Source organism: Pantoea eucrina (assembly GCF_001691555.1).
In the GTDB taxonomy this organism is placed as follows: domain Bacteria; phylum Pseudomonadota; class Gammaproteobacteria; order Enterobacterales; family Enterobacteriaceae; genus Pantoea; species Pantoea borealis.
The window spans coordinates 2,508,992-2,524,053 of the sequence record NZ_MAYN01000008.1; the positions used below are offsets into that span (position 1 = coordinate 2,508,992).

General features: G+C 57.7%; 12 protein-coding genes. 5 read left to right on the forward strand and 7 right to left on the reverse strand.

Annotated features, from left to right (window positions below; genetic code table 11):
- Positions 1–372 precede the first annotated feature (372 nt).
- Together BBA90_RS17940 and BBA90_RS17945 are read left to right on the forward strand one after the other, a co-directional pair.
- Positions 373–966 (forward strand): hypothetical protein, encoded by a 594-nt coding sequence (locus BBA90_RS17940; RefSeq protein WP_065650318.1) that lies wholly within the window; start codon positions 373–375, stop codon positions 964–966.
- A gap of 289 nt (positions 967–1,255) precedes the next feature.
- Positions 1,256–3,634: a glucose/quinate/shikimate family membrane-bound PQQ-dependent dehydrogenase gene (locus tag BBA90_RS17945; protein ID WP_065650518.1), complete on the forward strand. Its 2,379-nt coding sequence runs from the start codon at positions 1,256–1,258 to the stop codon at positions 3,632–3,634.
- A gap of 48 nt (positions 3,635–3,682) precedes the next feature.
- Here the strand turns inward: BBA90_RS17945 and BBA90_RS17950 are convergent, their stop codons facing one another.
- The 3 genes from BBA90_RS17950 to BBA90_RS17960 all read right to left on the reverse strand — a co-directional run bounded on the left by BBA90_RS17950 (position 3,683) and on the right by BBA90_RS17960 (position 6,376).
- On the reverse strand, positions 3,683–4,903 hold the full coding sequence (locus BBA90_RS17950; RefSeq protein WP_065650319.1) for an MFS transporter: 1,221 nt from the start codon (positions 4,901–4,903) through the stop codon (positions 3,683–3,685).
- A gap of 109 nt (positions 4,904–5,012) precedes the next feature.
- Complete coding sequence (locus BBA90_RS17955) at positions 5,013–5,903, reverse strand: LysR family transcriptional regulator (RefSeq protein WP_065650320.1); 891 nt, start codon at positions 5,901–5,903, stop codon at positions 5,013–5,015.
- 104 nt (positions 5,904–6,007) lie between these two features.
- A complete protein-coding gene (locus tag BBA90_RS17960) occupies positions 6,008–6,376 on the reverse strand; it encodes a helix-turn-helix domain-containing protein (RefSeq protein ID WP_065650321.1) in 369 nt (122 codons plus the stop codon).
- 178 nt (positions 6,377–6,554) lie between these two features.
- Here BBA90_RS17960 and BBA90_RS17965 point away from each other — a divergent pair, with 178 nt between their 5' ends.
- The 3 genes from BBA90_RS17965 to BBA90_RS17975 all read left to right on the forward strand — a co-directional run bounded on the left by BBA90_RS17965 (position 6,555) and on the right by BBA90_RS17975 (position 10,549).
- Positions 6,555–7,214: a response regulator gene (locus BBA90_RS17965; RefSeq protein ID WP_065650322.1), complete on the forward strand. Its 660-nt coding sequence runs from the start codon at positions 6,555–6,557 to the stop codon at positions 7,212–7,214.
- Positions 7,211–8,569 carry a sensor histidine kinase gene (locus BBA90_RS17970; RefSeq protein WP_065650323.1) on the forward strand — a complete coding sequence of 453 codons (1,359 nt, stop codon included), beginning with the start codon at positions 7,211–7,213 and terminating at the stop codon, positions 8,567–8,569. Before BBA90_RS17965 ends, BBA90_RS17970 begins: the two co-directional genes overlap by 4 nt.
- Positions 8,570–9,685: 1,116 nt before the next feature.
- A complete protein-coding gene (locus BBA90_RS17975) occupies positions 9,686–10,549 on the forward strand; it encodes a nucleoside-specific channel-forming protein Tsx (RefSeq protein WP_065650324.1) in 864 nt (287 codons plus the stop codon).
- Positions 10,550–10,603: 54 nt separating this feature from the next.
- Here BBA90_RS17975 and yjdN read toward each other — a convergent pair whose 3' ends face one another.
- From yjdN to BBA90_RS17995, 4 genes are all read right to left on the reverse strand, one after another.
- Complete coding sequence (yjdN, locus tag BBA90_RS17980; protein WP_039382083.1) at positions 10,604–11,041, reverse strand: VOC family metalloprotein YjdN; 438 nt, start codon at positions 11,039–11,041, stop codon at positions 10,604–10,606.
- 163 nt (positions 11,042–11,204) lie between these two features.
- Positions 11,205–12,521, reverse strand: coding sequence for a c-type cytochrome (locus BBA90_RS17985; RefSeq protein ID WP_065650325.1), 1,317 nt, complete (start codon positions 12,519–12,521; stop codon positions 11,205–11,207).
- Between the two features lie 11 nt (positions 12,522–12,532).
- Positions 12,533–14,317: a GMC family oxidoreductase gene (locus BBA90_RS17990; RefSeq protein WP_065650326.1), complete on the reverse strand. Its 1,785-nt coding sequence runs from the start codon at positions 14,315–14,317 to the stop codon at positions 12,533–12,535.
- A gap of 2 nt (positions 14,318–14,319) precedes the next feature.
- Complete coding sequence (locus tag BBA90_RS17995; RefSeq protein ID WP_065650327.1) at positions 14,320–15,054, reverse strand: gluconate 2-dehydrogenase subunit 3 family protein; 735 nt, start codon at positions 15,052–15,054, stop codon at positions 14,320–14,322.
- Positions 15,055–15,062: the final 8 nt, after the last annotated feature.

A 15,062-nucleotide genomic window follows, 5' to 3' on the forward strand; every position in this document is an offset into this window, starting at 1 on the left:
TCTGGTCAGAAGCCAGGCAGCAGCTTCTGTTATCGTTTTGTCTCTCTGAGAGTGCGCGATAACACTCTGGCAGGCAATGGCGGGTTGTGCGCTTTTGAAACAGCAGGTTAACCGCCTGAGCAATAAACATTGGCCTCTATATATCAGGAAGGTTATTGTTATCGATGGAAAACAGGTATTAATTTATTGATTACTGAATTAACAGCTTAATTATCCTTTTTAACGCCAGGAATATCTCTGTATCAGAGACAGGTAAAAAAAGGTGATTTGGCACTCTCTTTCGATCTATATTAGCCGCCGGTAAATTACAGACATAACACGCATTTATAATAAAACATATCGTTCCGGTTAATAATTTTTTTGCAGAGATACATGAAAAACAGTACTTATAATCCTTATGTTACTGAGCGCATTCATCGCTTTGACAACACGCTGTGCGGCGTGTGTTATTCAGCACCCTTTATGCATTGCGAGCAGGATGCTGATACATTACTTAATGGACATAACATAATTGCTTTGCATAATCAGTTGCCTGACACACCTGAATTAATAATTATTCCGCTGGCGGGAAATAGCCTGATGGAATTTTTGCGCGCCCCGGAAAATTATCCGATGCTGCAGGCTGCGCACGTCCGTCTGGCAATTGATTATGCAGGGCTGCTACAGGGTGGTGCTCCCCTGCTTGCCGTTGCGCACCACTTCTCATTCTGGTTGTGCGATCTCGCGCCGCCGGGAACAGAATGGAAAAAAATCGTGGCGTTTCCATTTAGCGGCGTGGTTTTAGCTGAAGATTTTTTTAACGATAATTATCTCAAGTTCAGCTTTCCGTTTTTAATTGAGTCTCTCAGGGAAAGAGAAGCAGATGTTATATTACGTACCGCACAACTGACGCTGAATAGCGAACATTACCAGCGTCTGCAGTTAAGCGGCTGGCAGCAACAGCGCACACCCGGCACGCTTTTTTAGGGTAACCGTTTACACAATCTGCTACTCCGCGGCGTGGCAACCTGATTTGATCGGAATTAACGCCGCTATTCCCCCATAAAATGTCGCAGGATTTAGCCAGACAGAGTTAAAACCGCTAAAAAAAGCAAACTCGTTAACGTTTTTAAGATAAAATTTAACGCAAAGGGATCATCTGGCGTCACGGAAGAACGCTGCGTGAACATTTCTGCTCACTTCGTACTCTATGTCGGGAAACAGCCTGAAGCGTTGTTTCCTTTGTTTTTCTATGGCAAAGAAAGAGGTCAATATTATGGGGAAAGCTTCCTCATCTTTTGGCGTAATCCGCTTACTCACGGTGCTGTTCGCACTGCTGACAGGCGCGTTTATGCTGGTTGGTGGCGTTTGGTTAGCTACCATTGGAGGTTCCTGGTACTACGTTATTGGCGGTGTGATGATGCTGATCACCGCTGTTCTGCTCTGGCGTCGCAGTAGCGCCGCGCTGATGCTGTATGCGCTGCTGCTGCTCGGCACGCTGATCTGGGGCGTATGGGAAGTCGGCTTCGACTTCTGGGCGCTGGCACCGCGCACCGATGTGCTGGTGATTTTCGGTATCTGGTTGATCCTGCCTTTCGTCTGCCGCGCGTTTAATCCTGCCGGCAGAGGCGCGATGCTGGTGGCGCTGATTGCCAGCGTACTGGTTCTGGCGTGGGCCGTTTTCCACGATCCGCAGGAGCTGAATGGCGAACTGCCTGCTGCAGCGGCCACTTCACAGACTCAGCCTATCAGCAATATTGCTGATGCTGACTGGCCGGCGTATGCGCGCGATCAGCAGGGCACCCGTTTCTCTCCGCTGAAGCAGATCAACACCAGCAACGTTAAAGAGCTGCAGGTTGCCTGGCAGTTCCAGACCGGCGATCTGAAAAATGCTAACGATCCGGGTGAAATCACTGATGAAGTAACGCCGATTAAAATCCGCGACACGCTCTATCTCTGCTCACCGCACCAGATCCTGTTTGCACTGGATGCCACAACCGGTAAGCAGAAGTGGAAGTTTGATCCGGCTCTGAAGCAGAATCCGACCTTTCAGCACATCACCTGCCGCGGCGTTTCCTATCATGAAACCCCTGCAGCAGCGGATAGCGCGGCAACTCAGCCGGCACTCTGCGCGCGTCGCATCTATCTGCCGGTCAACGATGGTCGTCTGTTTGCACTGGATGCGGAAACCGGCGAACGCTGCCCGTCATTTGGTAACAACGGCGAGCTGGACCTGCAGCACAAGCAGCCGGTTACTACCCCAGGTCAGTATGAACCGACCTCGCCACCGATTATCACCGATACCACTATCGTGATCGCCGGTGCCGTAACCGATAACTACTCTACCCGTGAGCCATCGGGTGTGATCCGCGGCTTTGACGTCAACACCGGCAAACTGCTGTGGGCATTCGATCCGGGCGCGAAAGATCCTAACGCGATTCCGGAAGATGAGCACACCTATACCCTGAATTCACCGAACTCATGGGCACCGGCGGTTTACGATCCGAAACTGGATATCGTTTATCTGCCAATGGGCGTGTCTACTCCGGATATCTGGGGCGGCAACCGTACGCCTGAGCAGGAGCATTATGCAAACAGCGTTCTGGCGCTGAATGCCACCACCGGTAAGCTGGTCTGGTCTTATCAGACCGTGCATCACGACCTGTGGGATATGGACCTGCCTTCTCAGCCGACGCTGGCTGATATCACCGACAAAGATGGCAACACCGTTCCGGTGATCTATGCACCGGCGAAAACCGGTAACATCTTTGTGCTGGATCGCCGCAACGGCAAGCTGGTCGTACCGGCACCGGAAACCCCGGTTCCGCAGGGCGCAGCGAAAGGTGACCACGTATCACCGACGCAGCCTTACTCTGAGCTGACCTACCGTCCTAAGCAGAATCTGACTGACAAGGATATGTGGGGCGCGACGATGTTTGACCAGCTGGTGTGCCGCGTGATCTTTAAACGCCTGCGCTATGAAGGTCCATTCACGCCGCCATCTGAACAGGGTACGCTGGTCTTCCCGGGCAACCTCGGCATGTTTGAATGGGGTGGTATAGCCGTTGACCCACATCGTCAGATTGCTATCGCCAACCCGATGGCGCTGCCGTTTGTCTCAAAACTGATCCCACGCGGACCGGGCAACCCGGCTGAGCCACCGAAAGGTGCGGAAGGCGGTTCCGGTACTGAAACCGGCGTGCAGCCGCAGTATGGCGTGCCGTTTGGCGTTGAGCTGAATCCGTTCCTGTCACCTTTTGGCCTGCCGTGCAAACAGCCAGCCTGGGGTTACATTTCAGCGGTGGATCTGAAAACCAACGAAACCGTGTGGAAAAAACGCATTGGTACCGTGCGCGACAGCGCGCCACTGCCGCTGCCGTTTAAAATGGGTATGCCAATGCTGGGCGGCCCAATCACCACGGCGGGACACGTTGCCTTTATCGGCGCAACGGCAGATAACTATCTGCGTGCGTTTGATACCAACACCGGTGAAATGCTGTGGCAGGCGCGTCTGCCAGCCGGTGGTCAGGCAACGCCGATGACCTATGAAGCGAACGGCAAGCAGTACGTTGTCATCGCGGCTGGCGGTCACGGCTCGTTTGGCACCAAACTGGGCGACTACGTGGTTGCCTATGCGCTGCCTGATACGAAATAACCTTTCGTAACAGCAGCATAAATCAGGCGGGCCGGTGGCCCGCCTTTTTTATGCCTCCTGTCTCTCCCGCACCACGCTGCGTACCAGCAAAGCACACAGCGCCATCATCAGCGCGGTGATCAGAAACACCGGCTGCATCCCAACTGCTCCGCTGACGATCCCGCCGCAGAGCGGCCCGGTCACCTGTCCGGCATATTGTGCCGAGGTTGCATAGCCCAGCATTTTTCCCGTCTGCTGCTGCGGGACATGGTGGCGTATCAGCGCAGTAATACAGGGCAGCAGCCCGCCCAGTGCCATACCCATCAGAAAACGCAGGCCGGTAAGCTGCCATACGTGACTGATAAAGGCCTGCGGGATCAGCAGCAGCGCGCTGACTGTCAGCCCGGCAAACAATACACGGCCGTGTCCGATACGATCCGCCAGTCGCCCGGCAAGCGGCGCAGCGATAATGCTGCCCAGCGCGGCCGCCGCCATCACAATCCCGGCGTTGACGGTTACCGCGTGCTCGCCCTGCACAAACTGCGCAATATAGAGCGTGATAATAGGTTCGACAGACATGGTGGCAAACATCATCAGCATCGCCGTCAGCCACATCAGCCGTACCACCCGCAGGTTAGCAGGCTGCTCTGGTGCGATCTGCCCTGCCTCAGCCGCGCGTTCTGGCTGCCGCGGCGCCTCTTTCAGCAGACACGCCGTGCCGAGAAACGCAAGGAAGATCGCTGCACCCGTCAGCCAGAAGGTGTGACGGATGCCAATCAGCGGCGGCAGTATTCCGCCCAGCAGCGGCCCCGCGACGTTGCCTGCCATAATGCCCGCTGAGAGAATGCCCAGCGCCCAGCCGGTGTGGGCTTTCGGCGTCTGTGCGGCGACCAGGATCGTAGAGCCGGAGGCATAACCCCCCAGCAACCCGGCCAGCAGGCGCAGCGCCACCAGCTGCCAGGGGGCGGTGGCCATACCAATCAGCGACATGGCTATCGCCATGCCCAGACTGGCGCGGATCAGCATCAGTTTGCGTCCATAGCGATCCGCCAGCCGGCCCCATAGCGGGGCCGTCAGCGCGGCGCTCAGAAACGTGGCCGCATAGGCGGCACCTGACCAGCGGGCGATCGCCGCCGGCTCCTTAATACCAAGCTGCTGAACATAGATCGGCAGAAACGGCAGCAGCAGCGTCATCGCCACAATGGTAGTAAATGACCCCAGCGTGCAGACCAGCAGGTTGCACTTCCAGTGTTGCTGTTCAGCTGTTAATGATAATGATGCGTGTGGCATACCTTCTCCCGCCGGCTGTTTTTTATCAGGCTAACAGCGCAAAACGGCAGAAAACAGGCGGCGCAGAACAGTTACCTGTCAGCCCGCCACCGTTGCCAGACAGCAACAATCAGGGAGCATGCAGCGCGGTGATAAGCGCATCGCACAGCTGTGTGACCGGCGATGAAGGCTGCGGCTGCTCTTTCAGCAGCAGATAGCTGTGAAAGCGATCCATCTGCCAGTCGCTCAGCACCGGCTGGATATCGCCGCGCGCCAGCGCCTCACGCGTCATATAGGAAGGCAGATAGGCAATGCCGCCGCCAGCCAGCGCGGCATTGAGCAGCGCCATACTGTTATTGGCGCGGAAGCGGCTGCGTACCTCCAGCGCCAGCCGCTGCTTGTCACGCCGGAACGGCAGAGCGGCGGTATGTGCCGGACCGTGAAACAGCAGCAGGTTGTGGCGTGTCAGGGTGCGCGGATGATCAATCAGCGGATGCGCGGTCAGATAGCCGGGCGTAGCGTAAAGGCCCCAGTCGATAGTACTGAGTTCGCGCCAGGCGCCTCCCTGCGGTGCACGGCTGCGGATCGCGATAGTGATATCTGCGTCAGGGTGAGGATCGTCGCTGGTGGTGAGGTCCAGATCAACATGCAGATGAATATGGCGGCGAATAAAGGCGTCCACCACCGGCGCCACACACTGACAGCCAAATGTCACCGGAGCCTGCAGGCGCAGATTGCCGGCCGGCAGCTGATGCAGCTGCTGCACAAACGTATCCGCCTGATGCAGCTCGTCCAGCATGCGCAGGCAGAATGGGTAGTACGCCTGACCGTGCCCGGTCAGCGCCACATGACGCGTGGTACGCTGCAGCAGTTTGATCCCCAGCCGCACCTCCAGCCGGGCAATTTCGCGGCTGACATAGGATTTAGAGACGCCGAGAATGCGCGCGGCTTCGCTGAAACTTTGCCGCTCTGCCACGTGCGCAAACAGCAGCATGGCTGTCAGATTATCACCAGGGTTCATGGGTCCGGCTGTCAGAGAAACATGCCCCGCAGCTTAAAAGGTATTGTGCCGTTCTGCATCCGATTTTCTCTCCGCCGCAGGCCGGCCGGTACGGGCACCGTCTCTTATACGGCGACGGCAAACGGCAGCAGCAGCCGCTCCGGCTCAACGCGACGCTGACGACGCAGCTGTCCTGGCGTGACGCGAAAGTAATTTTTAAAGGTCCGGGTGTAGGCCTGCTGCGTATCAAAACCGTAGTTCATGGCAACCTGCAAAATGGCGTCGTCACTGTTGAGCAGCGTTAACGCCGATTCCGTCAGGCGGCGCTGACGGATATACTCAGCCAGTGAAAAACCGGTGTGCTGACGAAACAGGCGCTGCAGGTGCCAGCGTGAATAGCCCGATCGACGCGCCACCTCATCCAGATGCAGATCGTGGCCTAAGTTATCTTCAATCCACTCCAGTAAACTACGGATAAACTCTCGCTGATTCATCGCACCCTCCGGCTTAACAGCCTGTTCCTGAGTGGCCACTGTAGCGCAGGAGATTTATCCCTTAATTAGCGAAGAATTAGCGCAGAATTAGCAAAGCGGGCAGCGGCAAAAATTCAGCGGCGATAATTGTTTGCTAATAAAGCGGCGTTACACTGCCCGACACTGATAAGGAGACTCCATGCGCGTGCTGCTGGTAGAAGATGATGAAATGATTGGTGCCAACCTGCAGCAGGCGCTGGAAGCTGCAGGCTGGTCGGTAGACTGGGTGCGCGACGGCCGGTTTGCCTCGCACGCCTGGTCGGAAAGCAATTACACCTGTGTGCTGCTCGACCTTGGCCTGCCGCGTGAGGATGGTCTCGACGTACTGCGGCGCGCCCGCGCGCGCGGTGATATGACGCCGGTACTGGTGCTGACCGCCAGGGACAGCGTCGCCCAGCGCATTCAGGGGCTGGATAGCGGCGCGGATGATTACCTGCTCAAGCCTTTTGATCTGCAGGAAGTGTTTGCGCGTATGCGTGCCATCACCCGGCGCCGCCACGGTGCCGCCGACTCGCTGCTCGGCAGCGGCGACGTGCAGCTGGATATGATGACGCGGGAAGTGCTCTATAAGGGCCAGCGTGAACAGCTCACCGCTCGCGAATATGCCCTGCTCTATGCGTTGCTGGAGCGACCCGGTGCGATCCTCTCACGCGAGCAGCTGGAGAATCGCATCTATGGCTGGGGCGAAGAAGTCACCAGCAACGCCGTTGATGTGCTGATCCACGGTATGCGGCGCAAACTGGGGAACGAAGCGATCCGCAACGTTCGCGGCCTTGGCTGGCGGGTACCGGCACAATGAAAAATTTTACGTTTCTGCGCTCTCTGCGCAATAAGCTGCTAATGAGCCTGGTGCTGCTGCATCTGGCGATGATTGGTGGCGTGACCTGGTACTTCTTTCACTGCTACGGCGACATGATGGGCTCGATGAAAGACGATCAGCTCGCAAAAGTGGCCGACGTCTGGTCAGCCAGCCAGACAATGCCCGCGCTGATGCCGATGATCCTCGATCAGGACAGGCTTAAAAGCGCTTATATCGTCCAGCTGTGGGATACGCATCATCAGCTGCGCGCCAGCTCGTGGCCGGCGCTGCAGGCACCGCTGCAGCCGGTTCACGGCTGGTCCGATTTGCGTCTTGGCGACTGCGGTGACGACTGTGAATGGCGCGTCTATACCCGTCCCGGCGAAGCGGGCAGTGAAATCGGCACCGTGCAGGTGCTGCATAATATCGGCTACATGAAAAGCCTGATGGTGAAGCGCGTGCTGTCGGCGGTGATCCCGCTGATCCTGATGATGCCACTGTCGCTGCTGCTGATCTGGCTGATCGTACGCGCCATTACGCGCAATCTGCTGGTGGCGTCCAGGCAGATCGCGGCGCAGGAGAGCCTGCATCCGCATACGGTGTCGCCGGATGGCCTGCCTGACGAAGTGCTGCCGCTGGTCGCCGCCTACAATGCGCTGCTGGACAAACTGCGCGCCGCCTGGTCCGCCCAGCGGCAGTTTCTGGAGGACGCCGCACACGAGCTGCGCACGCCGGTTACCGCCGTTACGCTGCAGCTGGAGAATCTGCGACAGCATATTCAGCCTGGCGAGGCGCGCCGTCAGTTTGATCAGCTGGAAGCGGGCGTAACCCGCACCCGTCATCTGGTGACACAGCTGCTGGATGTGTCACGCCAGGAGGATCGCTCCGCGGTTCCGGCAGCGGAAACGATCGAGATCGACGATCTGCTGAAGGAGAGTATTGAACAGCTGATGGTGGTTGCCGATAAGCGCGGCATCGATATTGGCTATAGCGGCAGCGCACGTTACCGCCTGCAGGCCAGCCGTTCTGAACTGCGCACCCTGTTTGATAACGTTATCGGTAACGCCATGCTGCATACGCCTGAAGGAAGCCTGGTGGATGTGCTGCTGCACCGCGCAGACGATCGCATTGTGGTGGATATCGTCGATAACGGTTCCGGCATGCCGGAGTCGTTTCTGGATCGGGCGTTTGATCGCTTTACCCGTTCGCCGGATGTGCAGGCGCAGGGCAGCGGTCTTGGCCTGTCGATTGTGCGCAGCGTGGCGCAAAAGCATCAGATGCAGGTGGCGCTGTCTAACTGTCTGACCCCGGAAGGTGAACGCTGCGGACTGCGGGTGCGGGTGACGCTGCCATAGCACGCGGTGCGCTTAGCCGCACGGAGCGGTGCGCTTAGCCGCGCGGAGCGGTGCGCTTAGCCGCGCGGAGCGGTGCGTTTAGCCGCGCGGGGGCTGTGCGCCTGGCAGCGCGGGACTCTGAGGGGGTTCCGCCCGCCGGGCTTCTGGCAGTTTCAGCGGCATTACCGCACGCGGACGGGCTAAGGGGCGGGTGGGCGCGCCCCTTAGCAATCCCCGCCCCGCGCCGTCCTCGCGAATTCCCGGACGCATCCCTCCGGCCTTAACGGACCGCGCGGATTCGCTCCTGCTCACTCCGCGCTCTCGCCGGCGTCCTGCCGGCTCGCCCTGGCCGTCACGCTGCGCCCGGCGCTGCGGATAGCGCCCCCTCTCCCCGCCTGCAAACCCTTCATTTTGTTTTTTAAAAATGTTGTGGTGTGGTCTGAAGCGTTTTCACGAAACCTTCAGCCATAAAAAATTCGAGAAAGAGAAAAAAAGCAGCAGCCGGGGGAAGCGCCATCCGGGTCCGCCGAGGGAGGGCGCGATTCCGGGATGAGCCGACAGGACGTAGGCGAAAGGGCGCGGTGAGCAGGAGCGAATGGCGGCCGGTCCCCGGGAAGCGGGCATGAGCGAGGGAACCGCGCAGCGGCGGACGGGGCTGGCGCAGGGCCGGGGAGTGCAGAGGGCGCGGCCTGGCGTCCTCTGCCCGGTCGCCGCGCCGGGGCAGAGGCAGCTGCCGCTGCTGACGGCGAACGGAACCGGTGCCTGTCCCGGAACCGGTGCCTGTCCCGGAACCTCCGCCCCGGGGCACAGGCTGCCGCCGCCGCTGACGGCGAACGGAACCGGCGTCCGCGCCCCACTCCCAATCGTATCTCTTCGCGACCACGTAAACGGTTGCGGAGTTCCGTTCGCTGCAGATAGAATATGTGACAAGCCTCACAAAATAACTGAATCCTATTGCAACACTTTTTGACAAATGTGATGAAAATCTATTTTCTAACGCTCTGTTACAGGCACATTACGCGGGCCTGACGGCTGACAGTTCGCACGCGTTACCGCCGCATACTGCTCAATACCCGGGAACGTACTCATCCGATCGTGGCATTTCTGCGGCGATCCTCAGCAAGTGGTCAAACAATAATGAAATTTAAATCGTTGATAGCAGGTGCATTACTGATTGGTAGCGGAATGGGCGCAGCGCAGGCAGAGAGCGATCCGCAATATCTTTCTGACTGGTGGCATCAGAGCGTAAACGTGGTGGGCAGTACCCATACCCGTTTCGGACCGCAGTTTAATAATGATGTCTATCTGGAATATGAAGCCTTTACCAAGCAGGAGTGGTTCGATTTTTACGGCTACATTGATTTGCCGAACTTCTTTGGCGCGGGCAACAGCAACGCAAATGGCATCTTCGATCACGGCACGCCGCTGTTTATGGAAATTGAGCCGCGCCTGTCACTGGACAAGCTGGCGGGTACCAGCCTGGCGTTCGGTCCGTTTAAAGAGTGGTTCTTTGCCAACAACTATATTTACGACATGGGCCGCAACAGCGACAACCGTCAGAACACCTGGTATATGGGCCTCGGTACCGATATTGATACCCACAGCGACGTTGGTCTCTCGCTTAACGTCTACGCCAAATATCAGTGGGAAAACTACGGCGCAGCCAACGAGAACAGCTGGGATGGCTACCGCTTCAAGGTAAAATACTTTGTGCCGATTACCGACCTGTGGGGCGGTAAGCTGAGCTATATCGGTTTTACCAACTTTGACTGGGGCTCCGATCTGCGTGACAAATCTGACCGCTCGCGCACCAGCAACTCGGTGGCCTCAAGCCATATCTTATCGCTGAACTACGACCACTGGCACGTCTCTGGCGTTGCGCGTTATTTCCATAACGGCGGTCAGTGGGCAGATGGTCAGGAGCTGAATTTTGGCAAGGGTCCGTTTGAAGTGAAATCAACCGGCTGGGGCTACTACCTGGTGGTGGGTTACAACTTCTGATTATGACGGGTTCGCCTCTCCGGACAGCGCGCCAGAGAGGCGAAAACAGAGAACTTAATCCTGCGATTTCACGACGTTAATGCGCCACGGAATGTTGAACTTATCGATAAACATGCCGAAGCCATCTGACCAGAACGTTTTCTGCCATTCGGTCGTGATTTTGCCGCCGGCAGAGAGTTTATCAAACCACTCTTTGCCCTCTTTCTCATCGGTAGTTGCCAGACTTACCGCATAACCGGCATGCTCAGACGCCGGTGGCTTGCTGGTATCACCGTCACTCAGCATCAGCTCGCCCTGACCAATTTGCAGATGTGCATGCATAATTTTTTCCGGCGGCAGCGGCGGTGCAGACTTGTCGCCCACCTGCTCCCCCTGCTCCGGATTATCACCGAAGGTCATTTTTTGCAGCACTTTGCCGCCGGTGGCCTGCAGGTAAAATTCAATGGCTTCTTCACAGCGACCATACAGAAACAAATAAGGACTTACTTGCATCGTTCCCTCCGCTTATCAGTTAGTGAGCTTTTTGCACTCACCACTAAGTGTAGACGATCGCGTGCAACCCGCGTCTGCTCTGCCTTCAGGCGATCTGCACCTGTTTTTTACCCATAAAAAATCCGGGCACCAGGCCCGGATAATTAACGCACTGCAGGCGCGTTTACTTCTCTAATGCATGAATATCTGCGCTGCCCTGATAAGGCTGTACCGTTTTATCCTTACGCTGTTTCGCCACGTCCCCGGCCGTTACGCGGGTGGTGACGCCATTGCCCCAGCTGCTGCGGATAAAATTCACCACGTCCGCAACCTGCTGGTCGCTGAGACGCCAGCCAAATGCCGGCATGGTGATGGCTGTCGGTGCGCCTTTGACACCTGGCAGCGTACCGCCCACCAGCACAATGTGGATCAGCGAGGCAGGATCCTCAGCCATGACAACCGGATTGCCGCGCAGTGCCGGATAGAAGCGCTGATAGCCCGAACCATCCGTTTTATGGCACGCAGCGCAGCTGTCTACGTAGACCGATGCCCCCGGCTGGCTGTCATCACCGTGCCACAGCGCTTTCGCTACCGTGTCATCCGGGGTAAATACCGCCTGCTGCGGATCTCTTGCGCCCAGCGACTTCAGATACTTCGCAATCGCGCTGATATCCTCATCGCTGAGGTACTGCAGGCTGTGTTCAACCACCTCGGTCATGCCGCCAAACGCGGCGGTGTGATCGTTACGGCCAAAGCGCAGGAACTGCTTCAGCTCCTCTTCACTCCAGCGGCCGAGCCCGTCACGGTTGTCGCCTCGCAGATTGCTGGCGGTCCAGCCATCAATCGGGGCGTTACTGCCGGCAAGGTAGTCGCTGCCGTCACCGTTGTTCAGCGCTTTCTCCTGCATTGTAATGCTGCGCGGCGTATGACACGCCCCGCAGTGTCCGAGCCCCTCAACCAGATAGCGGCCGCGCGCCAGCGCCGGATCTTCCTGCGCGGCGGGCTGGAACGCTTTAACGTCTGGTGCAAAGATGCCGCGCCAGATCGCCAGCGGCCAGCGCATGGAGAGCGGCCAGGGAATGTCGCTCTCTTTGTTCGCCTGGCTGACCGGCGCAACGCCTTGCATGAAATATGCATAGAGCGCTTTCATATCCTCATCGCTGACCACCGCGTAAGAGGGATAAGGCATGGCCGGATAGAGCGTATCACCATTTTTTGCGACGCCATGACGCACCGCCTTCTGGAAGTCGTCGTAGCTGTAGTCACCGATGCCGGTCGCTTTATCGGGAGTAATATTGGTGGAGTAGATTGTGCCAATCGGCGTCGCCATTGCCAGTCCGCCGGCAAACGGCTTGCCGCCTGCGGTGCTATGGCAGGCCACGCAGTCTCCGGCGCGCGCCAGATATTCACCGCGTTTGATCAGCGATTCGCTGGCCGTATCGTCAGCCAGCGCGCTGAACGTCAGAGTGCCCAGCATCAGGGCCAAAACTGATTTCATCATCGTCATGTTCCTTATGCCTGTACCAGCGGCCCCGGGTTTTTCAGATACTGTTCGCGGATCGCCTTCGCTGACCAGTAGCTCAGTGCAGCAACCATACCGGTCGGGTTATAGCCCAGCCCCTGCGGGAAGGCGGACGCCCCCGGTACAAAGACGTTTGGCACATCCCAGCTCTGCAGATAGCGGTTTACCGCGCTGGTCTGCGGATCTTCACCCATGATCGCACCGCCGCTCATATGCGTGGTCTGATAAGAGGTCGTATCAAAATGGGTACCCGGCGCTTTGGCGGAGCCAATGATGGTTTTCGGGTTCATCGCCTCGGTGATCTTACGCATCTTGCCAATCATAAACTGCGCCATTTTGATGTCGTTATCCTGCCAGTCAAAGGTCATACGCAGCAGCGGCTGGCCGTAAGCATCTTTGTAGTTAGGATCGAGATCGAGATAGTTAGCGCGATAGGACTGGTGCGCGCCGTGCGCATCCATTGAGACGTGGTGCGTATAGGTATCCGCTACCGCTGCTTTCCACTGACTGCCCCAGCCTGGCGTGCCGGCAGGCGTCGGCACGCCGGAGATAGGCTTGGTGCCAGCCTGGTTTACCCAGAATGGTGAACCGCCCACGAAGCCGTGCGGGCCGTGATCAAAGTTGTCTGCGTTAAAGTCATCTACCGCAACACCCGCACCGCCTGCACCGATAAACGGGTTAGTGGTGGTGTTTTTATCAAACAGCGCTTTCAGCGTTGAGAGATTCTGATAGGCGAAGTTGCGCCCTACCACGCCCTCATTAGTGATTGGATTATATGGTTTGCCGATCCCGGACAGCAGCATCAGGTGAACGTTGTGGAACTGGAATGCGGAGAGGATCACCAGATCGGCTGGCTGCACCACTTCACGTCCCTGACCATCAAGGTAGGTCACACCGGTGGCGCGCTTTTTATCATCGGTCAGATTGACGCGCAGAACGTACGAATTGTTGCGCAGCTCAAACTTCGGCTCCTGACGCAGTGCCGGCAGGATATTGACGTTGGGTGACGCTTTGGAATACATGTAGCAGGCGTAGCCGCTGCAGAAGCCGCAGAAGTTGCACGGCCCCATCTGCGCGTCATAGGTATTGGTGTACGGTCCGGAGGTGTTTGCTGACGGCATATCATAAGGGTGATAGCCAACCGACTCCGCCGCCTGCGCAAACAGCTGCGCAGAGTAAGTACGCTTCTGTGCCGGCAGCGGAAAGTCGCTGGAGCGATCCGGCGCAAACGGGTTGCCGCCGTGTGCTTTGTTGACCACTTTACCGTTAACTGACCAGGCGCTGCCTGAGGTGCCAAACACCTTTTCGGCTTTGTCGAAGAACGGTTCCAGTTCATCATAGCTCACGCCAAAATCCTGAATGGTCATGCCTTCCGGGATAAAGCTTTTACCGTAGCGCTGCTCATAGTGGCTGCGCAGATTCAGCTCAACCGGATCGACGCGGAAATGCACGCCAGACCAGTGCAGGCCCGCACCGCCGGTGCCGGTGCCGGGCAGAAAAGCCGCCAGCTGGCGATAAGGCACTGCGGTCTGCGACGCATCATGACGGATGGTGACGGTGCTTTTGGAGAGGTCCTGAAACAGCTTTTTGCGGACGTTGTAGGTCAGTTCATCAATTGACTGCGGATAAGAGCCATCCGGATAGGTGTCGCGATGCGGACCGCGCTCCAGCGCAACGACGTTAAGACCCGCTTCGGTCAGCTCTTTCGCCATGATGGCGCCTGCCCAGCCGAACCCCACAATCACTGCATCAACTTTTTTTAGTTCGTTTGCCACGCTTACGCCCTCGCTCCGCGAATATCGACTGACGGGAACGGATAACGTTCACCGCGCTCTACCCAATCCATAAAGTCGGCGCGGGCGCCCGGGAAGCCAATCAGCTTCCAGCCCACCATGCCCTGGTTGCCGCCATGGATCGGATCGCAGAAAAAGCCTTCGCGGGTATTCTGCAGCAGATAAGAGAAGAAGGTTTTTGCCGGCAGCTGGGCAAACTCAGCCTTACCGGTTTCAAAGGCGCTCAGCAGCGCATCCTGCTGTTCACCGCTCAGGCTGGCGAACACCTTGCCATGCTGTTTTTCACTCCAGGCGTTGGCATCGGCAATGCCTAAGCGATAGATCTGCTGCGGCACCAGCGGCAGCTGATAACCCAGCTCTTTCGGCATATCCGGGTGAAAAGGTCCCTGCATATACCAGTTGCTGCCGGTAGCGTAAGGCGTATTCATCTGACGATCGATAAATTCCGGTACGCCAGCCTCCAGCGCCCCCGGCCCGCGCTCATCGCTGGGGATCAGCCGCGCCACGGCGGCTGTAATGAAAGCAAACTCTTCGGCGGTAAACCAGCCTGGCTGATAGTCGCGTGCCGGCTGCGCTGACGCCGGTGCTGCTGTGTCGCGGGCGGCAGCAGGTGCCACCAGCGCGCCCATAGCAGTTGAACCTACCGCCACAGCGGGTGCCAGGGTGATTGTCCTCAGCAGGAAATCACGACGTGAATGACCCTTTTTTTGTTCTGACATGACATTGC

What these genes read in the sequence shown, in the direction of transcription:
- BBA90_RS17940 (WP_065650318.1), top strand. Translation starts at nt 373, where the DNA reads ATGAAAAACAGTACTTATAATCCTTATGTTACTGAGCGCATTCATCGC.
- BBA90_RS17945 (WP_065650518.1), top strand. Translation starts at nt 1,256, where the DNA reads ATGGGGAAAGCTTCCTCATCTTTTGGCGTAATCCGCTTACTCACGGTG.
- BBA90_RS17950 (WP_065650319.1), bottom strand. Translation starts at nt 4,903, where the DNA reads ATGCCACACGCATCATTATCATTAACAGCTGAACAGCAACACTGGAAG.
- BBA90_RS17955 (WP_065650320.1), bottom strand. Translation starts at nt 5,903, where the DNA reads ATGAACCCTGGTGATAATCTGACAGCCATGCTGCTGTTTGCGCACGTG.
- BBA90_RS17960 (WP_065650321.1), bottom strand. Translation starts at nt 6,376, where the DNA reads ATGAATCAGCGAGAGTTTATCCGTAGTTTACTGGAGTGGATTGAAGAT.
- BBA90_RS17965 (WP_065650322.1), top strand. Translation starts at nt 6,555, where the DNA reads ATGCGCGTGCTGCTGGTAGAAGATGATGAAATGATTGGTGCCAACCTG.
- BBA90_RS17970 (WP_065650323.1), top strand. Translation starts at nt 7,211, where the DNA reads ATGAAAAATTTTACGTTTCTGCGCTCTCTGCGCAATAAGCTGCTAATG.
- BBA90_RS17975 (WP_065650324.1), top strand. Translation starts at nt 9,686, where the DNA reads ATGAAATTTAAATCGTTGATAGCAGGTGCATTACTGATTGGTAGCGGA.
- yjdN (WP_039382083.1), bottom strand. Translation starts at nt 11,041, where the DNA reads ATGCAAGTAAGTCCTTATTTGTTTCTGTATGGTCGCTGTGAAGAAGCC.
- BBA90_RS17985 (WP_065650325.1), bottom strand. Translation starts at nt 12,521, where the DNA reads ATGATGAAATCAGTTTTGGCCCTGATGCTGGGCACTCTGACGTTCAGC.
- BBA90_RS17995 (WP_065650327.1), bottom strand. Translation starts at nt 15,054, where the DNA reads ATGTCAGAACAAAAAAAGGGTCATTCACGTCGTGATTTCCTGCTGAGG.